General features: G+C 70.3%; 15 protein-coding genes. 8 read left to right on the top strand and 7 right to left on the bottom strand.

Annotated features, from left to right (window positions below):
• Nucleotides 1–4: 4 nt before the first annotated feature.
• On the bottom strand, nucleotides 5–5,338 hold the full coding sequence (locus tag HUA75_RS11305) for a non-ribosomal peptide synthetase (RefSeq protein WP_174486357.1): 5,334 nt from the start codon (nucleotides 5,336–5,338) through the stop codon (nucleotides 5–7).
• Between the two features lie 255 nt (nucleotides 5,339–5,593).
• Here HUA75_RS11305 and HUA75_RS11300 point away from each other — a divergent pair, with 255 nt between their 5' ends.
• Nucleotides 5,594–6,574 carry an aldo/keto reductase gene (locus HUA75_RS11300; RefSeq protein ID WP_141646072.1) on the top strand — a complete coding sequence of 327 codons (981 nt, stop codon included), beginning with the start codon at nucleotides 5,594–5,596 and terminating at the stop codon, nucleotides 6,572–6,574.
• A gap of 30 nt (nucleotides 6,575–6,604) precedes the next feature.
• Here HUA75_RS11300 and HUA75_RS11295 read toward each other — a convergent pair whose 3' ends face one another.
• From HUA75_RS11295 to HUA75_RS11275, 5 genes are all read right to left on the bottom strand, one after another.
• Entirely contained in the window at nucleotides 6,605–7,411 is an 807-nt protein-coding gene (locus HUA75_RS11295; RefSeq protein ID WP_174486356.1) for a hypothetical protein, read from the bottom strand.
• A 125-nt stretch (nucleotides 7,412–7,536) separates the two neighbouring features.
• Nucleotides 7,537–8,673, bottom strand: a complete 1,137-nt coding sequence (locus tag HUA75_RS11290; protein WP_371745633.1) for a DUF4130 domain-containing protein — start codon at nucleotides 8,671–8,673, stop codon at nucleotides 7,537–7,539.
• A gap of 102 nt (nucleotides 8,674–8,775) precedes the next feature.
• Complete coding sequence (locus HUA75_RS11285) at nucleotides 8,776–9,741, bottom strand: FHA domain-containing protein (protein ID WP_174463655.1); 966 nt, start codon at nucleotides 9,739–9,741, stop codon at nucleotides 8,776–8,778.
• Nucleotides 9,729–11,069: a S1C family serine protease gene (locus HUA75_RS11280; protein ID WP_174486355.1), complete on the bottom strand. Its 1,341-nt coding sequence runs from the start codon at nucleotides 11,067–11,069 to the stop codon at nucleotides 9,729–9,731. Before HUA75_RS11280 ends, HUA75_RS11285 begins: the two co-directional genes overlap by 13 nt.
• Nucleotides 11,070–11,293: 224 nt before the next feature.
• On the bottom strand, nucleotides 11,294–11,965 hold the full coding sequence (locus HUA75_RS11275; RefSeq protein ID WP_174456853.1) for a hypothetical protein: 672 nt from the start codon (nucleotides 11,963–11,965) through the stop codon (nucleotides 11,294–11,296).
• Between the two features lie 160 nt (nucleotides 11,966–12,125).
• Here HUA75_RS11275 and HUA75_RS11270 point away from each other — a divergent pair, with 160 nt between their 5' ends.
• From HUA75_RS11270 to HUA75_RS11240, 7 genes are all read left to right on the top strand, one after another.
• Nucleotides 12,126–12,608: a hypothetical protein gene (locus HUA75_RS11270; protein ID WP_174463653.1), complete on the top strand. Its 483-nt coding sequence runs from the start codon at nucleotides 12,126–12,128 to the stop codon at nucleotides 12,606–12,608.
• Between the two features lie 141 nt (nucleotides 12,609–12,749).
• Complete coding sequence (locus tag HUA75_RS11265; RefSeq protein ID WP_174486354.1) at nucleotides 12,750–13,847, top strand: 6-phosphofructokinase; 1,098 nt, start codon at nucleotides 12,750–12,752, stop codon at nucleotides 13,845–13,847.
• A gap of 29 nt (nucleotides 13,848–13,876) precedes the next feature.
• Entirely contained in the window at nucleotides 13,877–15,958 is a 2,082-nt protein-coding gene (locus HUA75_RS11260; RefSeq protein ID WP_174486353.1) for a protein kinase, read from the top strand.
• Nucleotides 15,955–16,974, top strand: a complete 1,020-nt coding sequence (locus HUA75_RS11255; protein WP_141647956.1) for a hypothetical protein — start codon at nucleotides 15,955–15,957, stop codon at nucleotides 16,972–16,974. The genes HUA75_RS11260 and HUA75_RS11255 overlap by 4 nt, the downstream gene beginning before the upstream one ends.
• A gap of 28 nt (nucleotides 16,975–17,002) precedes the next feature.
• Nucleotides 17,003–18,895, top strand: coding sequence for a sigma 54-interacting transcriptional regulator (locus HUA75_RS11250; protein ID WP_141647955.1), 1,893 nt, complete (start codon nucleotides 17,003–17,005; stop codon nucleotides 18,893–18,895).
• 19 nt (nucleotides 18,896–18,914) lie between these two features.
• On the top strand, nucleotides 18,915–19,505 hold the full coding sequence (locus HUA75_RS11245) for a hypothetical protein (protein WP_141647954.1): 591 nt from the start codon (nucleotides 18,915–18,917) through the stop codon (nucleotides 19,503–19,505).
• Nucleotides 19,502–21,130, top strand: coding sequence for a carboxypeptidase-like regulatory domain-containing protein (locus tag HUA75_RS11240; RefSeq protein WP_141647953.1), 1,629 nt, complete (start codon nucleotides 19,502–19,504; stop codon nucleotides 21,128–21,130). The genes HUA75_RS11245 and HUA75_RS11240 overlap by 4 nt, the downstream gene beginning before the upstream one ends.
• Before the next feature lies 1 nt (nucleotide 21,131).
• Here HUA75_RS11240 and HUA75_RS11235 read toward each other — a convergent pair whose 3' ends face one another.
• On the bottom strand, nucleotides 21,132–21,647 hold the full coding sequence (locus HUA75_RS11235; protein WP_174456598.1) for a hypothetical protein: 516 nt from the start codon (nucleotides 21,645–21,647) through the stop codon (nucleotides 21,132–21,134).
• Between the last annotated feature and the right edge of the window lie 61 nt (nucleotides 21,648–21,708).

Here is a 21,708-nt window from a genome sequence, read left to right as displayed (position 1 = left end):
GTTCTCAGGTATTCCTTCCGCCGCGACGCTGGAGGGCCTGACGACGGGCCTCCGCACGCTCCTGATGCTTTACCGTCTGCGTCCCAGGCTCCGACTCGGAGGACAGCCTCCGCGCCAGCGCATGGACGGTGGGATGCTCGAAGAAATGGGTGACGGGAACATCCCGCCCGAGCACCTCGCGCAGCCGCGCGCACGCGCGCACCGCCGACAGCGAGCTGCCGCCCAGGTCATCGAAGAAGTGGGCGTGGACGCTCACCGTCGGATACCCGAGCGTCTCAGCCCATGCCTGGACCAACGTCTGCTCCAAGGGTGTGCGCGGAGCACCTTCCGAGGGCGCCGCTCGCGTCGGAGCCGGCAGGGCCCGCGTGTCCACCTTGCCGCTGGACAACAACGGCAGTGCCTCCAGGGTGACGAGGTCCGCGGGAATCAGGTGTTCGGGCAGGCGCGCGCGAAGGCTCGCTCGCACCTCTCCCGGCGTCGGCATCCCGCCTTCCGGAGGCACCACGTATGCGACCAGCCGAGGCTCTCCACCCGCCGGCGGGCGCCACACTCGGACATGGGCCTGCCGCATTCCCGCCAGCTCGCGCAGGGCCACCTCCACCTCGCCCGGCTCGATGCGGAACCCGCGCAGCTTCACCTGCGCATCCACGCGGCCCAGCAAGTCGATGTGGCCAGAGGGACGCCAGCGCGCCAGGTCCCCGGTGCGATACAGGCGCGCCCCAGGACGTGAGCCATACGGGTCCGGGACGAAGCGCTCCGCCGTCAGGTCCGGGCGCCCTTCGTAGCCGCGTGCGACGGCCGGGCCTCCCAGGAACAGCTCCCCCGTCACCCCAGGAGGAACAGGCCGCAGGGCCTCGTCGAGCACGTAGGCATCGACGTGCGGCAAGGGCGGGCCGATGTCCGGCGCCCCGGTTCCGACCACGCACGTGGACCACGCCGAGCAGACCGTGACTTCGGTAGGCCCATAGGCGTTCAGCATCACCCGCCCCGGAGCGAAGCGGGTCACCAGGTCTTCCGGACAGTGCTCGCCCGCGGAGACGAGCGTCTTCAGGTCGGGAAGCGGTGTCTCCGGCAGCAACGTGCAGGCGGAGGGAGGGAGCGTCACGAGGGTGATGCGTTCTTCTCTCAGCACCCGGTGCAGCGCCTCACCCGCGAGCACTTCGCCAGGAGGAGGCAGGACCAGCGTCGCACCCGTCATCAGGCCCTGGATGTATTCCCAGACGGAGACGTCGAAGGCCGGTGACGCGAACTGGAGTACTCGTGCTCCGGGGGCCAACGCGAAGCCCTGTCGAATCGTCTCGACCAACTGCAGGGAGCTCCAGTGAGAGATCATCACGCCCTTCGGACGTCCCGTGCTTCCGGAGGTGTAGATGATGTACGCCGTGCAGTCCGACGAGGGCAGCGGTCGTGCTTCGAACGGCGACTCCCCGTCACGTGTGTCCCGGGCTCCGTGCTCCTCCCAGAGCAGCGTCGTCACGGCTTCGGGCAGGGTCAGTCGCCGTGCGAGCCGCTCGTGGACGAGCAACCAGCGCGCCCCGGCGTCGCTCAACATCCACGAGACTCGCTCCGACGGGTAGCCCGCGTCGAACGGCACCACCGTTCCACCGGCCTTCAACACCGCGAGGAACGCGATGAGCGCCTCGGGGCCCCCGCGCTCCATCTGCACACCGACACGGCACTCCGGACCTACGCCCTGACAGCGCAGCCTCGCGGCGACACGGTCCGACCAGTCATTCACCTCGCGATAGGTCCACCGCGACGTGCCCGCGACCAGGGCCACGGCCTCGGGTGTCTTCGCCACCCAGGACTCGAAGGCCTCGTGCAGTCCGGTCACCGGAGGGGCTTCGGACATCGCGCGCCTTCGGCCGGTGGCCAGCGCCGCGCTCCGCTCCTCCTCATCCAGCACCGGCAGGTCGAGCACCGGAACGTCGGGAGTCCGCGACGCCGCGTCCAACAGCGCGCCCAGATGACGGGCCATGCGCTCCACGACTTCGGCATCGAAGAGGTCCGTGCAGTACTCCAGGCTGGCCGCGAAGCCACCTCGCGACTCCGCCATCGACAACGTCAGGTCGAAGGCCGAGGCCTGATTGCGCAGCGGTACGGACTCCAGCTCCAGCGCACCCAACCGGACCCGCGTCCCCTCGCCTCCGAGCGCGAAGGGCGCGAGGGCTTCACGGCCCGGACGCCCGGAGTGCAACACGAACATCGTCTGGAAGACGGGCGCGCGCGACGCATCCCTCCGAGGCTGGAGCCGCTCGACGAGCCGAGCGAAGGGCAGCTCCTGCCGCTCCAGCGCGGACAGCACCGTGCCGCGCACTTCCGCCAGCAGCGCGGAGAACGACAGCCCTTTCGTCACGGTGGCGCGCAGGGCCACGGGGTTGACGAAGTAGCCCACCTGTCGAGCCAGATCCGCGCGTGCCCGACCCGCCGTCGGCGTCCCCACCAGCAGGTCTTCATGTCCCGTGTAGCGGCGCAGGAAGGCGAGGTAGCCGGCCAGGAGCACCATGAAGGGCGTGGCACCGCGCGCGCTCGCCAGCGACACCAGGCGAGAGGCGGTCTCCGCCTCCACTCGGAAGGTCACAGCCGCGCCCCGGAAGGACTGGAGTCGAGGCCGTGGACGCGAAGTGGGCAACTCCAGCACCGGCAGCTCTCCGCTCAGTTGCTCACGCCACCACGCCTGGAGCCCGTCGCCTCGTGAACCGGAGTACAGCGCCTCCTGCGCGCGGAGGATGGGCGCGACGCGAGCCGGAGGTGGCGGCAGCGTCGGAGCCACGCCTTGGAGACCGGACGTGTAGAGGAGGCCCAGTTCCTCGGCCATCACCTCCAACGACCAGAAGTCGGTGATGAGGTGGTGGAACACGAGCAGCAGCACCGGTCCACCCGCGACGTCGGTGAAGACGCGCATGCGCATCATGGGCCCGCGCTCCAGGTCGAAGGGACGGTGGGTCTCCACCTCCAACCGCTCGCGCAAGTCCCCATCCGTCCACCCTTGGGCCGACTCGCGCTCCAGGGCGGGCGCGGCAGCGGGACGCAGCACGGGCTCGCCGCGCTCCTCGGGGAAGGCACACGCGAGAGCCGGATGGCGGGTGATGAGCACGGAGAACGCGCGCTCCAGAACCCCGAGGTCCACGTCCGGCGCGAGGCGCATCGCGCGCGCGATGTGGTACGCGGTGCTTCCTGGCGCCATGCGCTGGAGGAACCAGAGCGCGCGCTGACCGTCCGAGACATGCGGCGTCGCGTCCTCCGACACGGCGGGAGTGGACGACTCCGCGACCGAGTTCCGCATGCGCTCCACCCACGCCGTCACGTCACGCAGACTCGGCCCTTGCAGCAACAACGTCGGGGGCAGCGACACGCGCCACGTCTCTTGCACCGCGTGCATCACATCCAGCCCGCGCAGCGAGTCCAGGCCGTACTGCGTGAGCGGCGCATCGGCATCCAGCGAGCTCGCGGCGACACCCAGCCGGTGCGCCACCTCGCTCGCGAGCCACGAGAACACGTCTCCTGAAGTCAGCGCCTCGGACGCACTCGCCACCTCGTCCCGCGCGAGCACGTCCGCGCGGCTCTCCCGCCACTCCTTCACGACCTCCAGGCCGTCGGTGAGGAACGCCTGCTTCGTCACGCGCCGCTGCACCTTGCCGCTGGACGTCTTGGGCAGGCTGCCCGACGTGATGAGCACAACCGCGTGCGCGGCCACGCCGTGCTCCTCGACGAGCGTGGCGCGGATGCGCGCGAGCGCCTCGTCGATGATGCCCCCTTCGGCCGCCTTTCCGGAGACCTCCTGGACGATGACGAGCCGCTCCTCCCCTTCCGCCTCCACCGAGAACGCGACGCCACATCCCGGGCGCAGGGCCGGGTGGCCGCGCTCCACCGTCAGCTCCAGGTCCTGCGGGTAGAGGTTGCGCCCGCGCAGGATGAGCACGTCCTTCAAGCGGCCCGTGACGAAGACCTCGCCGCCCTCGACGATGCCCAGGTCTCCCGTGCGCAGGAAGGGCCCCTCGCCCGTCCCCGCGAGGCGGCCCCGGAAGTCACGCTCCGTCTCCTCGGGGCGCTGCCAGTAACCCTCCGCGATGCTGGGCCCGCGCACCCACAGCTCGCCCACCTGGCCCGGGGCCTTCGGCTCGCGCGTCTGGGGGTCCACCACGCGCAGCTCCTGCGCGCCCAGCACCTCGCCGCTGCCCACGAGGACTGCTCCGGCGTCGGCATGCTCCGGTGCTCGCGCCTCGCCCCGCTCCAGGCCCTCGCGCGAGAAGCTCTTCACCACCAACTCCACCGGACGCTCCGCGACGCGCTGGCGGCCCGTGACGATGAGCGTCCCCTCCGCCAGGCCGTAACAGGGATAGAGCGCGTGGCGGCGAAAGCCCGCGGGCGCGAAGGCCTCCGCGAAACGGTCCATCGTCTCCGCGCGCACCGGCTCCGCGCCACAGAACGCCACCTCCCAGCGACTGAGGTCCAGCGCGGCCCGCTCCTCCGGCGTGCTCTTGCGCACGCACAAGTCGAACGCGAAGTTGGGCCCGCCACTCACCGTGCCGCCGTGGCGCGAGATGATCTCCAGCCACCGCATGGGCCGCTGGAGGAAGAACAAGGGCGCCATCAGCGACGCATGCATGTCCCGGAACAGCGGATGGACGATGCCGCCAATCAGCCCCATGTCGTGGTACGGCGGGAGCCACGAGACGAACCTCGGATCCGGCTTCGCGTCGAACCCTCGCGAGATGAGTTCGCAGTTGTGCATCAACTGGCGGTGCGCCAGCACCACGCCGCGTGGCGAGCCGGTGGAGCCCGACGTGTACTGGAGGAACGCCACCGTGTCCTCGCGCACGCCCGCATCGCGCCACGACGCGGCCTCACCGAGAGGGACCGTGTCCGTCGACAACCAGCGCAGCGCCCGCAGGTCGTCCAGTCCTTCGGTGAGCGGCCCCACCAGCTCCGAGATTCCGGACGTGGTGAGCGCCACACGCGCGCCGCAGTCCGCCACCAGCGCCTGGAGCCGGGGCAGCGTGCGCCCCAGTCGCATCACATCCGGCGGATATGCGGGCACCGCCACCACGCCCGCATACAGACACGCGAGGAAGCCCACCACGTACTCGCGCCCTGGCGAGTACATGAGCAGCGCCCGGTCTCCTGGCGCCATCTCCTGCTGGAGCCGCGCCGCCACCGCGCGCACCTGCGCATCCAGTTCAGCATAGGTGACGGTGTGCTCCCCCTCTTCGTCGACAAACGTGAAGATGGAGTCGGTGGGCTGAGACACCGCCCGGGCACGGCACACGTCGACGAGGGTAGCGTTCTCGGGACGAACGAACGCGGAGGCGGGGGCAGCGCGAGTCGGCAAGTGCATGTCGAGTGTCCCGGGGGGATTTTCAGGAGGACGGAAGCCGTTTCAGCCCGGCACACACGCGTCCCGTGAACCCGGGGGCGTTGACCTTGCTGCACCGACCGACGCCCCCTGGATTCCCCCTACTTTTAATGGATTCTCGGCATCCAGAAAAGTCGTGTCATCACGAATGACCCAGCACATCGGTGTTGACCGGTTGCATATTCACGAACGTTCGTGGCGATGTGCCGCGTCGACACCCGACGAGAGGAGCTCCCCATGAAGTACACGCAACTGGGCCGCACCGGCCTGCGCGTCTCACGCCTGTGCCTGGGCTGCATGAGCTACGGCACCCCCTCATGGCGCCCGTGGGTCCTCAACGAGGAAGCCTCGCAGCCGTTCTTCCGCCGCGCGGTGGAGATGGGCATCAACTTCTTCGACACCGCGGACATGTACTCACTGGGTGTCAGCGAAGAAGTGACGGGCCGTGCGCTGCGACGCTACGCGCGCATGGAAGAGGTGGTGGTCGCCACCAAGGTGTACTTCCCCATGGGCGATGGCCCCAACATGCGCGGCCTGTCCCGCAAGCACATCGTCCAGGCGTGCGAGGCCAGCCTGAAGCGGCTGGGCATGGAGACCATCGACCTCTACCAGATCCACCGGATGGACCCGCACACGCCGGTGGAGGAGACGCTGTCCGCGTTGGATCAGCTCGTCCGCCAGGGCAAGGTGCGCTACCTGGGCGCGTCGTCCACGTATGCGTGGCAGTTCGCGCGGGCCCTGGGCGTGGCGGACGTGAACAGCTGGTCCCGCTTCGTGTCCATGCAGGACCACTACAACCTCGTCTATCGCGAGGAGGAGCGGGAGATGCTGCCGCTGTGCGAGGCGGAGGGCATTGGCGTGCTCCCCTGGTCTCCGCTCGCGCGCGGGTTGCTCGCGGGGACGCGCAAGTCGCTGGGAGACCGGGACGCCACGCCGCGCGCGAAGACGGATGCGTACGCGCCGGTGCTGTATGACCAGGCGGGAGACTGGGACGTGGTGGAGGCCACGCGGCGGGTGGCCGAGGCGCGCAACGTGCCTCCGGCCCAGGTGGCCATGGCGTGGCTGCTGTCGCGTCCCGTGGTGACGGCGCCCATCATCGGCGCCACGAAGCTGGAGCACCTGGAGGACGCCATGCGCTCGGTGGACCTCAAGCTCCAGCCCGAGGAACTCCAGGCCCTGGAGGCGCCCTACCAGCCCCACGCGCTGCGCGGCATGTGAGCCGCGCGGCGGTACGGTACCGGGTCGACGTCAGAGGTCGACCTGGGTGGGAGCGGGCTTCGGCGCACGCGCGGGCGCGACCGGAGGGACATCCAGGAAGGCGGCTCGCGGGCCAGAGCCGCCATAGGCCAGCGCTTCGATGCGGTTGGTGCGAGGAGCCAGCGGGTCTCTCGGCAGACACTCGGCCTCGGTCTCCAGGAGCTTCAGTTCCGGGCGGGACTCCAGGAGCCGCTCGATGCGCGGGGGCACGTAGTCGACGGCGTCCTCGAACGCATACCGGGAGAGGATGCGCGTCGCCGTCACGGGCTCGCAGCGAATCTCGGGACGCGACGTCATGGAGGTCGTGGTCATCAACACGGCCGCGCCCCGAGCGGAGCTGGGACCGGACCGGGTGGCCTCCGTCACCGTGGTGGACACCCAATGCTCCCGGCACTGCGTCATCGTGTACGGGATGGGGCGACGGATGACCCGCAGCGGCGCGTATTCCCCCGCGGCCATGGCGGTGCGGACCAGGGTCTTCCATGGCGGCACGGGGCCCTCGGGCATCAGGTGCGTGCGGCACTCCAGCTCCGTGCCCCCGTCGTCCGCCATGAACACCACCTGGACGTTGCTGACGTAGCGCGCGCCCGACGTCTCCGCGCGCTCCAGGAACCGCAGCACCAGCGTGCTGCCGTCCTGCGCGTGTCCGAAGGGCATGGAGATGGCCCAGGGCGCGAAGCCAGACTGCTGCGCGAGCGCCGGCGTGGCGACGATGACGGGGAACCCCTGGCGGACCAGGGGCGAGCGGGCGCACGCGGCGGAAAGGAGCAGCAACAGGGTCAGTGAGGAGCGGCGCATCGAAGGTCCCCTTGTCGTGGGCTTTGCGTCCTCCGAGTTTACGCCCCTCGCTGCGACCCGTCCCAGCGAGCAAACCACGGAGCAACCATCCCCGCGGGGAACGATATGGCAGCCTCGTCCAGACGTTACCCGCGCCGACCGGCGTGTCGCAGCCACTGCGCCGCCGATCGAAGGTCCGCCTCGAAGTGGATGCGCAGCTCCGCGCGCTCGCGAGGGTCCGCCCTGCGCAGCACGTCCGCGGGCGCGAAGGTGGCCATGGCGCCGCGTGCCCAGGGCGTCTGGACGAATTGTCCCCGGTTGAGGTTGAGACGAAACCCCGGCCCCAGCACCGCCTGGCCCGCGGTGCTGCCCAGCGCGAGCATCAACAACGGGCGCACCGAGGCCACCTCCGACGCCAGCGCTTCCCGGAACGCCTGCGCCTCCCGCCAGCCCGCGGCCTCCGCGTCCCCATCCGGCGGAGGTCCCCGCGAGACATGGAGGTCCGTGGGCTTCAGCCCCGCCCGGGAGAGCACCACCTCCAACAGCCGTCCCGCCGGTCCCACGAAGCACGGCACGTCACCGTCCTCCCGCGTGTCCGGCACGTCCCCCACCATCATCACCGGAGTCCCCTCTGACGGTGTCCGCGACTTGCGCGCGGCCGTGCTCCGCGCCGGGGCCTGCGGCGGCGCTTCCCACGCCAGTCCCGCCCCGTAGCTCAGGCGCGCCAGGTCCCAGTGGGCGCTGGCGTCCGGGGTGAAGAGGCTCCAGCGCAGCGTGGGAAAGCGCCCCACGAGAAAGGGCGCCGCCAGCCTGACGACGAGGTGCTCCGGCCGGTACCATGCGACATACCGCTCCGCGCCATCGGACGCTCCCCGCCGGAAGCGGACGCGAATCACGAGGTTGCGCACGTCCCGCCGCACCGCGCGCTCCATCCGCCGCAGCCGCTGGACGTCCCGGTCCAACTCCCGCTCCAACAGCCACCGCTCCCCGTGGGTCAGCCGCCAGAGCACGCGGTACAGCAGCGCCCAGCGCTCCGGCTCCCGGTGACACACCACCTTCTCCGCCAGCCCCAGGAAGTCCCGGGGCACCACCGGCAGCGCGCCGGTGCCCATGCCGCTCACGAGCGCATCCACCCGTCCATCCCACGGGCCCCGCGCTTCCTCGAAAGACACCCGCTCCGGGGGCAGACACCGCGCCAACAGCCCCCGCGCCACTTCCCGAAACGATGCCAGCTCCGGCGCCACGCTCACCCGCACCTGGACCTCCTGGTCGCTCAGCGACACACGCCGCGAGCCACCCGTGGAGGGTGCTCGCGCGCGTGGAAGGCTTCTACCTTCCAGGTCTGACATCACCATCCCACCCGTGACGTCGTCGGGCCCTCGCGGCTATTCCTCCTTCGCGAGCGCGTCCACCTGCTGCTGGAGCCCCTCCATCTCCTCGAAGAAGGACTCCACGGGCTGGGCGCGGGTCATGCGGAAGGCCGGCGGCAGCAGCGTGCGCGGGAAGTCCAGCGACGTGCTGAAGGGCTCGTTGCCCAGCAGGTCGTTCGCGCGGGACAGGGCGCCGAAGGCGAGCGTCACCACGACGAGCACTCGAACCAGTCGCCCGGGCTCCCAGCGCGCCACGTAGCGCAGGTGCCAGAAGAGGCCCCAGCCCATGAGCGAGAGGAACGTCGCGTGGTGCAGCCAGGACAGGCCCGAACCCAGCCCCAGGCTGAAGCCCAGCGCCGACACGAGCGGCGGCAGCGCCACGGCCCCCAGCAGCACCAGGCTCCCGATGGTGGCATGCGTGCGGTAGTGGAACCGGCGGCGGGAGATGCGACTGGCGACGGCCCAGCCCCCCGCCCACAGCAACGTCAGCGTGAGCGGCGTCACCACGGCCACCGTCAGCTCGCCCCAATCCGTGCGGCCGTAGTTGCCCAGGTGCGTCTCGAGCGAGCTGACGAAGATCAGGGCCAGCATCGCGATGGGGAACGCGCGGGCGTGCTCGAACACGCGCTCCCGGGGGGCGACGGCCGAGGTGATGACGGTGCCGGGCACGGCGTGGTCCCTGCGCCGGAAGCGCAGCACCGTGTCACCCACGGCCACGCGCGTATCGGGCGCCAGCTCCAGCTCGGCGAGCGGTGCCCAGGGCTCCACGCGCCAGGTACCGTTGTGGCTGCCCACATCCCGCACCACGAGCGCGCCGTCCTCGCGCCGCTCGATGCGCAGGTGTTCGGGGGAGACCTTGGGGTCATCGAGGATGACGTCGTTCGAGTACGCCCGGCCAATCGTCGCGGGGAAGCGCTCCAGGCGGTGGCGCTCGTGGACGGAATCCCCTTCCAGCACCTCCAGGAAGATCATTTCGTCCACGACAGCCCCTCCAGGTAGCGGCGCGCCAGCTTACGCGCGTTGTCCGCCGTGAAGCCGCCCAGCGTGAGGCTGGTGTCGACGCCGCTGGTGCTGGCGTTGAGCGCGGCGGCGCGCAGCACCAGGTCATAGAGGCCCGGGAAGCGCTTGTAGGCGCGCAGGCACAGCGCGGCGCGGACGGGCAGGCCCTCCACGTCCACGAACTCCGTCGTGCAGCGGAAGTTGGTGACGTCCTCGCGCGAGGCCTCCACCGTGTCCGGGTCCTGCGCGTACAGCGCGCTGTAGAGCGAGGAGAAGCGCAGCGCGCCCAGCTTCTGGCTGGAGGCCTGCTGGTGCAGGAAGGCCACCACGCCCGTGCGGTGATGCGAGGACAGGTAGATGTCCTCCTCCGAGGAGCACTGGTAGTTCGTCACCGTGTAGGGCACCTCCGGGTCATGTGGCGTGTCGCCCCAGCACTTGAGGAAGGGAATCCACCGGCCGGGGACCTGATAGCTGCCCAGCTTCTGCTTCGGCACCGGAGCCGCCATCAGCTGCTCGGTGAGGCGCTGCTGGTTGTCGACGAGCTGCGCGCGCACCGTATCCACGAGCGTGCGGGCCTCGTCCGGCTTCGCCTCCAGTGCACGCGCCAGCAGCGCGCTCGCGTGCTTCACCGGCACCAGGAAGCCGAGCTGGTTTCCCATGGTGGCGACGTTGACGCCCACCACGCGCCCCTGCCCCGTGAGCGTGGGCCCGCCGCTCATGCCCGGATTGATGGCGCCGCTGAAGTGGATGCGCTCATAGAGCGAGTCCTGGATGAAGCCGTTGTAGGTGCCCTCGACGATGGTGGTTCCCAGGTCATGGGGATTGCCCATGGCGAACAGGCGCGTGCCCTGCTGCGGCTCGCGGTCCTCCAGCGCGAAGAAGTCCTTCACGACGTCATCCATCCGGATGACGGCCAGGTCATGCACGACGTCCACGTCCACCAGGCGCGCCGGCACGGGTTCGCCGCCGCTGCGCAGGACGAGTTCCGCGGTGTAGTCCTCCGGGTGGAGCACCACGTCGGAGACCACGTGATAGTTGGTGATGGCGTGCCCGCTGGCCGAGACGAAGAAGGCCGAGCCGATGGACGAGCGCGTGCCCGAGCGCCGCTCGATGATGCGCACCTGGGCGACGCGGTTCTGGATGCGCTGGAACAGCTCGTGCGTGGCCGGAGGCAGCACGGCCGGAGGGGACTCGGGCGCGGGAGCAGGCGCGGAGTCGGGTTCGCTTCGAGCGGGGGACTGCACGCCCGGTTCCGAGGGAGCGACCGACGGCGCCTGCCCAAGCACGGCGACGAGGAGGAGGACGAACATGGATGCCGCGCACGCTATCCCAGCGCCGAGCGCCTGGGCACCGAGTCGCGCACGGCCCGGAGCATGAGGCCCGCGTGCGCTCGCCGACCCACCTGCCCTGTTGGCGGCGTGCCTGCCAGCGACTACGTTCCGCCCCGCCGAAGGTGCCTCGCGGGGGTCCGCGAGGTTTAGGGAATCCGGTGCCTGTCCCCGATTGCCGACCTCGCGACGCGCGCGCGGCGTCGTCACGCCTCGGAGGTGCCCTGCCCCGCCCGCATCCTGCGCCACGCCGCGTACGACGCCACCAGCGCCCCAGCCAGCGCTCCCGCGAGCGCGCCCAGCACCCGGCGCGGCACCACACCCGGCGCGGTCGTCGCCTCCAACCGGAACGTATCCAGCGACGCACGCACCCCCGGAGCCAGCGACTCCCAGCGCACCGCGGGCGCGCTCACCACCACCACCGCGTGCCGGCCCTCGGACGCGAGCCCCGCCACCAGCACCGTGCGAACCTGTCCCGCCTCGCGCAGCGTGCCCAGCACCTCCACTCGCGGAACGATTCCACCCACCCGGTCCACGCGCTCCGGAGACAGCGTCACCCCCAGCTCCCGCTGGAAGTGCTGCATCACCGCCGACGCGAAGTCATCCCGCTCCGAAGGACTGGCGGAGAAACTCCGCTCCACCACCGAGACCAGCATCGTCGCCGCCTCGGGCCCCTCCCCATCCGCCAGCGCCGCCGACAGGCTCCGCGTCGCCTCCGCGTCGAGCGACACCGCTCCCGCCACCGAGCCCACGTAAGGCTCCCACCGCACCATGTGGAAGCGCTCCGGCGGCCGCAGCACGTAGCCGTCTCGACGCAGCTCGGAGCCGAGCGCGCCCGACAGCAGCAACCAGCCTCCAGCCGCCCACGCGAGATTCACGCCGCGAGCATAGGCCCCCCGCGTCACATCCGCAGGCCAGGCCATGGGCCCCGAGAAACGACGAACCCACGGATACCCCGTGCCCCTGGGCGCGGCGAAGTCACCGCTCACATGCCTTCGTTGTGACATCCCTGGGCGGCGCGGGTAACCTCGCGCCCAGATGACTCCTGCAGCCCGGGTGGAGATGGAGGCACGCGCCGACCGAGCCCTGCGCCGTGGCGAGCTCGTCGAGGCGGTTGACCTCTACGAGACGCTCACCCATGCCTTCCCGGATGACGCCTCGCTCGCCGACAAGCTCGCCAACGTGCGCGAGTCCCTGCTCCCCCTGGAACTCCAGAAGCTGGAGGCCGCTCGCCCGCCCGAGGAGCCAGAGCTGCCGGTCGGTCCCTCCTCACCCGCGCAAGAGGGTGAGCGCCTGTTCGCCCTCGGGGACTACGTGGGGGCCGCCGCCGCCTATCGCCGCGCCCTCCAGGAGCGTCCGGACAACGAGCTCTTCAAGGAACGGCTGCTCGAGATCTTCCAGATGGCCCGGGAGATGCCCCTACAGTCACCGACAGACAAGGCCCTTCCAAAGGCCCCTCAGCCCCGTCTCCAAGCCCTCCTCGACAGGGTCGCTTCTCGTCGCCGCCTCAAGCGGGACTGATGGAAGCTCGCGTTTCCACTCGGAAATCCGACCTGCCGAATGATTCGCGCGTTGCACCCCGGCTCCGGGGCCTCCTATCATCAGGTCCGACGTCGCTGTCATGGTGGGCCACCCTCCCTCTGACACCCGCGTCCGACCCCTATGGCCCGTTCCCTGAGACTCGGAGTCCTCACCGGTGGCGGAGACTGCCCCGGGCTCAACGCGCTCATCCGTGGCCTCGTCAAGCGGGGCACGCATGAGTTCGGCCATGAGTTCGTGGGCATCGAGAACGGTTACATGGGGCTGGTGGAGCCAGACCTCACGCGTCCCCTCACCGAGGAGGACACGCGGGGAATCCTGCCCAAGGGCGGCACCATCCTCGGCACGTCCAACCGCGCGAACCCCTTCCTCTACGCCTTCCGCGAAGGTGGCCACTGGGTGGAGCGCGACGTGTCCGACGCGGTGCTGCGGCGCTGCGAGGCGCTGAAGCTCGACGGAGTCATCGCCGTGGGCGGTGACGGCACGCTGTCGATTGGCCACCGGCTGAGCGAGAAGGGCCTCAAGGTGGTCGGCTGTCCGAAGACCATCGACAATGACTTGAGCGGGACGGACCAGACGTTCGGCTTCGACACCGCGCGCCTCATCGTCACGGAGGCGTTGGACCGGCTGCACTCCACCGCCGAGTCCCATGACCGGGTGATGCTGGTGGAGATCATGGGTCGCCACGCGGGCTTCCTCACGCTGGAGAGCGGGCTCGCGGGCGGGGCCGACGTCATCCTCATCCCGGAGATTCCGTACCGGGTGGAGGCCATCGTGGAGAAGCTGCGCCGCCGCGCCACCCGCCGCCGCAGCTTCTCCATCATCGCCATCTCCGAGGGTGCGTTCCCCGTGGGCGGCACGCTGGCCGTGCTGGACCGGGCCGAAGACGTCCCCGGGCGAGGCGTGGTGCGACTGGGCGGCTCCGGCAAGGTGTGCGCGGATCTGCTGGCGCAGCACGTCGAGGCGGAGATTCGGGTGAATGTGCTGGGGCATCTCCAGCGAGGAGGAAGTCCGAGCGCGGCGGACCGCGTGCTGGCGACGCGCTATGGTTGCGGGGTGTTGGACCTGGTGCGCGACGAACAGTGGGACCACATGGTGGCCCTGCGCGCCGGGCAGCTCGTCGCTGTACCTCTGAGCGAGTCGCGAAAGGAGCGCCGGGTGGACCCATCCGGCGAACTGGTGCGCTTCGCCAAGAGCATGGGCATCAGCTTCGGGGACTGAGGGAGGGGCAGGCACAACCGCCGCATGTCATGACGCTCGTCGGCCGCCATATCGGTCGTTATCGCATCCTCGAGCAACTCGGCTCGGGGGGCATGAGCGTCGTGTACAAAGGGCTCGACACGGCCCTGGACCGTGAAGTCGCGGTGAAGGTGCTGCACCCGCACCTGGCCGGCAAGGACGAGTCGCGCAGGCGGCTGGCCCGCGAGGCCCGCGCCGTGGCGAAGCTGCACCACCCCAACATCCTGGAGGTGTTCGACTTCTCCGCCGCGGACGCGCAGGACGCGTTCATCGTCACCGAGTACATCCGCGGCCGGACGCTCAAGACGGTCCTGGACGAAGGTCCGCTGGATCCGCCGGAGCTGGCGGCGATGATCATCCACGAGCTGGCGGCGGCGCTCGCGCATGCGCACGAGGCCGGCGTCATCCACCGCGACCTCAAGCCCGAGAACGTCATGGTGCGCGAGGACGGCATCCTCAAGCTCATGGACTTCGGCATCGCCCGGCTGCTCGACATCGAGGAGCGGATGACGGTGACGGGCTCGCTCGTGGGCTCGCCCGCGCACATGTCCCCGGAGATCATCGAGGGCCTGGAGGCGGGCCCCGAGGCGGACGTCTTCAGCGTGGGCATCATGTTCTACGCGGCCATGACGGGGCGGCTGCCCTTCTCCGCGCCCAACACCACGGCCACGCTCAAGCGCATCCTCGACGGTGACTACGAGGATCCGCGCCGCCGCCTCCCCGCCCTGTCGGACGAGCTGGCGGACATCTGCGCGCGCTGTCTCCAGAGAGATCCTCAGCAGCGCTATCCGGACGCCAGCAAGCTGCGTGACGCACTGGCGGACTACCTCGCGGGCCTGGGCTTCTCCCGGGTGGGCGAGGAGCTGGTGTCGTTCTTCGCCGATCCACCGTCGTACCGGAAGCTGGCGCGGCAGCGCATCGTCGCCAGGCTGCTGGAGCGAGGGGAGCGGCTGCTCTCGGAGAAGCGCACGTCGAGGGCGCTCGGCAGCCTCAATCACGTGCTGGCGCTGGACGCGCAGAACGCTCGGGCGCTCGGGTTGCTCAAGGGCATCCAGCGCGCGCAGCGCGTGAAGACCTGGCGGCGGCGCGGCATCCGGCTGGCGGTGGGATTGCTCACCGCCACGGCCGTGAGCCTGGGCGCCTACAAGGCGTACCACGCACGCGCGGATGCGGCGGCCCTCCAGCCGGGCACGGACAGCCCTCCCAAGGGCGACGAGGGCGTCAACCCGGGCTCCGGCGACACCAGTCACGATGGCGCGAACGGCGGGGTCGGAGACTCCAGCCCCGAGGGAACACTCGGCGCGGGAAACCCGGGCACGGACGCGCACGAGCCCCCCGGCTCCGGCACCGTGGACACGGCTCCCCGACCGAACCTTCGTCCCGCCGCGCCGACCGACGGTGCTCGCACGAGGAGCGCCGATCCGTCGCGATTCCCCCCGGGCTACACCCCCGAAGCCACCTCCCCCCGCATGGAGTCCCTCGTCGGCCGTCCCGACACCCGGCAGGCCCCCGCCTCGGGCGGAAGCGCGGCGCGCGCGAGCGCGGTACGTCCCACCGGAGGTGCCCAGGAGGACGCCCGCGCCCTGGCGGGAGGTCCAGGCGAGGACCGTGTCGCCGGCCGGAAATCGGCGTCGAAGAAGATCCTCGTGTCCATCCTCGTGCGGCCCTTCGGGCTCATCCGCGTGGACGATGGCGCCCCCAGCGCCCAGGCCCTCCAGAAGCACGACGTGGAGATGGCCCCCGGCCCACACGCCATCACCATCTCCTGCGACTACTGCGAGGACGTGGTGGAGACCATCGACGTGCAGCCCGACGGGGAGAACATCTTCCACCTGCGCGCCCAGCCCAAGTCGGCGCCGCTGTCGCTCGAGTACGAACCCGCCGAGGCCACCGTGCGCGTGGGCGACCAGGTGCGCACCGCGCGCGACAGCGTCCAGCATCCGTTCGAGATTCGCTCGCCACGCGGGCCCGCGGGCTTCCAGCACACCGTCACGGTGGAGATCTCCCATCCGGGCTTCCAGACGGAGCGACGCGTGGTGCACCTGCGTCCCGGCGAGCCCACCCTTCTGCACGGGAGCCTGCGCCCCGAATGAGTCGAAGGTTCGCGTTCATCTCGCTCTGGCTCGTGCTGTGGACCCCGGCCGGCTCGCTCGCGCAGGAGGCCGGAGATCCGGAGGTCGCCGCCCTGCGCGCCAGCTTCGAATACGGCAAGTACGCCGAGGTCCTGGACCGCGCGGGTGCCCGCATCGACCGTGGCGGGCTCAACGAGGACGAGCTGGTGGAGCTGCACAAGCTGGCCGGACTCGCCGCCTTCAACCTGGGGCGCACCGAGGAGGCCTCGCGTCACCTGCGCGCCCTGCTCCGGCTGGACCCCGACTTCAGCCTGGACCCCTTTGTCGTCCCGCCTCCGGCGGTGACCTTCCTGGAGAGCATCAAGGACGACATGACCAATGAGCTGGAGTTCCTCCGGCAGGAGCGCCGACTGCGCCAGGAGCGCGAGAAGGCCGAGGCCGAGCGCCGCGAACGCGAGCGCATGGAAGCCGAGGTCCTCCGTCGCCGCGCCGAGGAGCTGGCCAGTCAGGTCAACGTCCGCACGGTGGAGAAGCGCAACTTCCTGGTCAACTTCGTGCCGTTCGGCGCGGGCCAGTTCCAGCAAGGCCGCAACAGCCTGGGCATCGTCTTCGCCGCCACCGAAGGTGTGCTCGCCGTGACGAGCATCATCTCCTACTTCGCCTACGAGTCGCTCTTCGAGGAGCGGCCCCTCGAGCTGGACAACGTGCTCGACGAGGATGGCAAGGCGTCCATCACCATCCGGTACATCCCCACCAACCGCGAGCGTCAGCGGGACACGTGGCAGTTGCTCAAGCTGGCGTCCGCCGCCGGCTTCTACACCATCTATGCGCTGGGCGTGGTGGACGCGCTGTACCACCACGAGGACCAGGTGGTACGCACCTCGGTGGAGACGCGAGACCCGCCCTCTTCCAACGCGCCCCGCTCGGAGTCCTCGGTCTCCCGGCCGCCGCGCGCGACCGCGCCCCGCCCCACCGCACGGCTGGGGCTGTACCCTACTTCCGGCGGACTCGGCGCCGGACTCACCCTCTCCTTCTGAGCCTTTTTCTCCAGGTACGTGAAGCCCTATGGCCAGCCTCACCGTCCGCAGTCCTGATGGCAAGGTCCGCGCGGTCGCCCTGCACAAGCGCATCACCAGCATCGGCCGGAGCCCGGACAACGACATCCCGCTCGAAGACTCCGGCGTTCCCGACAGCGCCCTGCACGTCACGTTCGACGGCAGTCGCTACGAAGTCGGCAGCCTGGGCGCCACCTTCCACGTCAACGGCAAGAAGCGCGACTCACACGCGCTCGCCACCGGCGACGTGGTCCGCGTGGGCGGCACCGAGCTGACGTTCGCCCGCGAGGACGCGCCGCGCGCGCCACCCCCCTCCGCCCTCACGCCTCACCGCGACTCGGTGGCCAGTCCGGAGACCGCGGACTCGCACACCACGGAGCTGCCCGGCGTGCCCGGCCGAGAGCTGGCCATGCTGCGGCGGCTCACCGCGTTCAGCGAACGGCTGCTGGCCCTCTACGACGTGGAGCGCATCCTCGAGAGCCTGATGGACGAGGCCATCGAGGTGACGCGCGCAGACAAGGGCTTCCTCATCCTCATGGAGAGCGGGGATCCGCGCGTGAAGGTCGCGCGCAACGTGGCCCGGGAGAACATCGAGGACGCGGTGGAGAAGCTGTCCGACTCCATCATCGCCAAGGTGGTCAAGGAGCAGCGGCCCCTCATCGTCGCGGACGCGGTGGACGCGCCCGAGTTCAAGGCCAGCGAGTCCGTCGTCAACCTGCGCGTGCACTCCGTCATGTGCGTGCCGCTGATGCACAAGGGTGACCTGTTCGGCGTCATCTACGTGGGAAATGACCGGCTGGTGAACCGGTTCGAGCCCAAGAGCGCGGACATGCTCACCATCTTCGCGGCGCAGGCATCGCTCGTCCTGCAGAACGCGATGCTGGTCAACGACCTCAAGCTCGACGTCACGGAGCTGCGCCGGAAGCTGGAGGACCAGCGCTATGGCGACATCGTCGGGGCCTGTCAGGGCATGCGCGACGTGTACAAGCGCATCGACAAGATTGCCCCCACGGACATCTCCGTGCTCATCACCGGCGAGACGGGCACCGGCAAGGAATTGATCGCCCGGGAGATCCACCGCCGCTCGCCCCGCGTGAAGGGCCCCTTCATCACCATCAACTGCGGCGCGATTCCGGAGAACCTGCTGGAGAGCGAGCTGTTCGGCCACGTGAAGGGCGCCTTCACCGGCGCGGTGGCCACCAAGGCGGGCAAGTTCCAGGCGGCCATCAGCGGCACCCTCTTCCTGGACGAGATTGGCGAGATGCCGCTCCAGCTCCAGGTGAAGCTGCTGCGCGCGCTCCAGGAGAAGATCGTCTACAAGGTGGGCGACAACCGCGGCGAGCCGGTGGACATCCGCGTCGTCGCCGCCACCAACAAGGTGCTCGAGGACGAGGTGAAGCGGAACACCTTCCGCGAGGACCTCTACTACCGGCTCAACGTCGTCACCCTGAAGCTGCCGCCCCTGCGCGAGCGCGGCGAGGACGTCGTCGTGCTGGGCAAATTCTTCCTCCACAAGTATTCGCGCGAGTTCAACTCCCGGGCCAAGGGCTTCACCCCGTCCGCCGCCGTGTCCATGAAGAAGTACGGCTGGCCTGGCAACATCCGCGAGCTGGAGAACCGCATCAAGAAGGCGGTGGTGCTGTCCGACAAGCCGCTGCTGGGCCCCGACGACCTGGACCTCAAGCCGGAGAACCTGGAGCCCATCATGCCGCTGCTCCAGGCCAAGGAAGAATTCCAGAAGCGTTACATCAACGAAGTGTTGGCGCGGAACAACGGCAACCGGACGAAGACGGCCAAGGACCTGGGCGTGGACCCTCGCACCATCTTCCGCCACCTGGAGAAGCTGGAAGCGGAGAAGACCGGGCGGCCCCTGCCCCCCGAGGAGGGCGAGGAGCTGCTCTGAAGCGGCCCCAGTCGCACTGGTGATGGACTCGACGACGCGGCGAGAAGTCTGGGACAGGCGCTCCGGCCAGGGCTGGGCGACGTGCGTGCTGGCCGCGAGTCTGGGCCTGCTCGTCGGCTGCCTGTTGCCTCAGGACGACACCCTGCTCGACGAGCCTCCGCGCTTCATGAACCGCTCGCCGCGCATCATCGAGTCGCTGGTGCTGCCGCAGGAGCACATCATCCAGGACTTCGGCGGGAGCCGGTGCGAGCTGACGTTCGAGGTCGCCGTCGAGGACCCGGACGTGGATGACCGCATCAAGGTGCACTGGTTCATCGACTACAGCCCGCAGGACCCGCGCGGGCCGTACCGGGAAATCGCCCTGACGAACAACGGCGAGGCCCGCCGTCCGGACCGGGGCACGCTGCGCATCAACCTGGCCTCGGCGAACGCGGAGCTGAGCACGCCGGGCCAGCACCTGGTGGAGGCGCTGGTGAGCGACGCGGAGCTCACGGACCGCGAGCCCGAATCGCAGGTGGTGAACCTGCCCGACGGAGGCTCCATCATCGACCCGGGGTTCGTCATCAGCTACTCCTGGGTGGTGAACACGGTGCAGGGGGACTGCCGATGAAGGGGGGCCCCGCGCGGCTCCTCCTCGCGCTGACGCTGCTCTGGGGCACCGGCTGTGCCCTGCTGGAAGAGGAGCCAGAGGATTCCCTGCTCGTCTGCCGCTCGGACGCGGACTGCGCCTCCAACGAGGTGTGCTTCGTGGACGGCTGCGGCGACCCGGGCCAGGACATCGTCGTGGAGGTGACGCCCAACCCCGCCCTCGGCCTGTACGCGCAGGACTTCCCGGTGGGTCGCCTGCGGGCCGAGCAGAACCTGGAGCTGTTCGACAAGGCTTCGCTGCGCGGGACGACGCTGCGCTCGACGGTGCCTCCCGCGTCGTCGACCACCACCTCCCGTCCCTACTCCGAGCCGCTCGTCGTGCGCGCCGTCGGCACGAGCGCCCTCATCCCCGGGGTGGCCCGCTATCACGAGGCGACGCTGGTGCCGGACAACGGGCAGTGGACCCTGCCGGTGGCCAGCGGCCAGTACGCGGTGACGGTGCTCGCCGAGGACCTCCTGGTGCCGCCCATGACGAACCTGGGCACCGTGTTCCCGGGCGAGGCGCTCGCGCTGGAGTGGCTGCTGCCCGCCGCCGACGCCGTGGTGCCCGTGCAAGGGCAGTTGACCGGACACGGGGGCGCGCCGCTGGACGCGGACCTCTCGGTGGAGGCCCTGGACGCCGAGCTGAAGCCAATCTCCCAGCGCGTTCCCGTCAATCGCGGCACGGGCGCCTTCGCGCTGGCGCTGCCGCCTGAGGCCGCGAGTGCCTCCACGGTGCTGCTGCGCGTGACGGCGCGGGACGCGGGCGCGCTCCTGCCCCAGCAGACCTTCACGGTGGACCCGAGCGTCCCCTTGCCTGGCCCGCTGGAGCTGGGTGACTTCGGCGCCGCGGTGCGGGTGTCGGGACGCGTGGTGGCCCTGGACGGCCGACCTGTCGTCGCCGCCACGGTGTCGATCCAGGGGCGCGTGGGAGGAGGCGGGAGCTTCCAGAGCGCCGTGGCGACGACGGACGAGGAAGGCCGCTTCGAGCTGCGCTCCCTGCCCAGCGCCACCGAGTCCCCGCTGGAGCTGGTGGTGGTGCCTCCCGCCGGCTCCACCTCCGGGCTCACCACCTCCGCGGCCGTGGTGCCTCGCGAGGACACGGTGTTGCCGGACGTGGTGTGCGTCAACCGCCGCGTGGCGCGCGGCCGGCTCCTGCAGCCCGACAACGTCTCCCCCGCCGCGGGCGTGCGGCTGGTGGTGGAGCCCGTGGACGTCGTCCCCGGCCGGCTGCTTCCGCCCAACCTCGCCTCGGAGACCCTCACGGACGCCAACGGCGAATACGTGCTGCGGTTGGACCCCGCCCTCTACCGGCTGGACGTCGTGCCGGGTGAGAACCTGCCCCGCGTCAGCCGCTTCGTCTCGGTGCTGCCCGCCAATGACGGCTCCGAGCAGGCCGTGACGGCCTTCGCCCTCCAGCGGGGCCGCACCTTGCGCGGCCGGGTGCTGTCGTCGACGCGAGAGCCGGGCGTGCCTCCGGGCCTGCCCTTCACGTCCATCCGCTTCTATCGGGTAGTGAACGTGGAGGGGCGCCCCTCCTCCGTGCTGCTAGCCCAGTCCGTGACGGACACGCTGGGCCGCTACACCGCGCTGCTGCCGGTGCGCTGACTCACGGCCGGGGCGACGTGGCGGCCGGACTGGCGCTGGCGGCCTGGAAGGCGGCGTGGAACGAGTCCACCGTGCCGCCCACCTCGTCGGCGTACTGCACCGCGTGCGTGGTGTAGAGGTCCAGCACCACCTCCAGGCGGCGGTACACGGTGCGCAGCGGCGCGCGCTCGCGGGCCTTCAAATCGCACTGGGACTCCCGCTCGCGCATCCGCGCCAGCCACGAGGTCCGGAAGCGCATCCATTCCTGGTCCGTGTCTCGCGCGGGCGACACGCGCACCAGCTTCTCGCGCCCCGCCTCCAGCTCGTCCCACAGGGCCCGGGCACCCGCCAGACACTCCTGGAAGCTGAGCGTGGTGGCCGCGGGTGGCAACTCCTCTGGCGTCATGGCCGCCACCGAGCGGCTCACGTTCCAGATGATCCACAGCGAGAAGAGCGTGGTGAGCGCGATGTAGACCCCATACGCGGCACCACGGTAGCGGCGGAAGCGAGGATCTTTCCGAGGGTCGGGAGCGGACACGGGGTCCAGGTCTTATGACTGTGGACCCCGCGTGGCAACGCTTCCGTGTCACCCCACCCGA

Source organism: Myxococcus sp. CA040A (genome assembly GCF_013336725.1).
In the GTDB taxonomy this organism is placed as follows: domain Bacteria; phylum Myxococcota; class Myxococcia; order Myxococcales; family Myxococcaceae; genus Myxococcus; species Myxococcus llanfairpwllgwyngyllgogerychwyrndrobwllllantysiliogogogochensis.
Note: the sequence above shows the minus strand (reverse complement) of the source record. Positions and strands in the feature narration are given on the sequence as shown.

Excerpts from the sequence above, each read along its gene's own strand:
- HUA75_RS11305 (WP_174486357.1), bottom strand. The coding sequence starts at position 5,338 with ATGCACTTGCCGACTCGCGCTGCCCCCGCCTCCGCGTTCGTTCGTCCC.
- HUA75_RS11300 (WP_141646072.1), top strand. The coding sequence starts at position 5,594 with ATGAAGTACACGCAACTGGGCCGCACCGGCCTGCGCGTCTCACGCCTG.
- HUA75_RS11295 (WP_174486356.1), bottom strand. The coding sequence starts at position 7,411 with ATGCGCCGCTCCTCACTGACCCTGTTGCTGCTCCTTTCCGCCGCGTGC.
- HUA75_RS11280 (WP_174486355.1), bottom strand. The coding sequence starts at position 11,069 with ATGTTCGTCCTCCTCCTCGTCGCCGTGCTTGGGCAGGCGCCGTCGGTC.
- HUA75_RS11270 (WP_174463653.1), top strand. The coding sequence starts at position 12,126 with ATGACTCCTGCAGCCCGGGTGGAGATGGAGGCACGCGCCGACCGAGCC.
- HUA75_RS11265 (WP_174486354.1), top strand. The coding sequence starts at position 12,750 with ATGGCCCGTTCCCTGAGACTCGGAGTCCTCACCGGTGGCGGAGACTGC.
- HUA75_RS11260 (WP_174486353.1), top strand. The coding sequence starts at position 13,877 with ATGACGCTCGTCGGCCGCCATATCGGTCGTTATCGCATCCTCGAGCAA.
- HUA75_RS11255 (WP_141647956.1), top strand. The coding sequence starts at position 15,955 with ATGAGTCGAAGGTTCGCGTTCATCTCGCTCTGGCTCGTGCTGTGGACC.
- HUA75_RS11250 (WP_141647955.1), top strand. The coding sequence starts at position 17,003 with ATGGCCAGCCTCACCGTCCGCAGTCCTGATGGCAAGGTCCGCGCGGTC.
- HUA75_RS11240 (WP_141647953.1), top strand. The coding sequence starts at position 19,502 with ATGAAGGGGGGCCCCGCGCGGCTCCTCCTCGCGCTGACGCTGCTCTGG.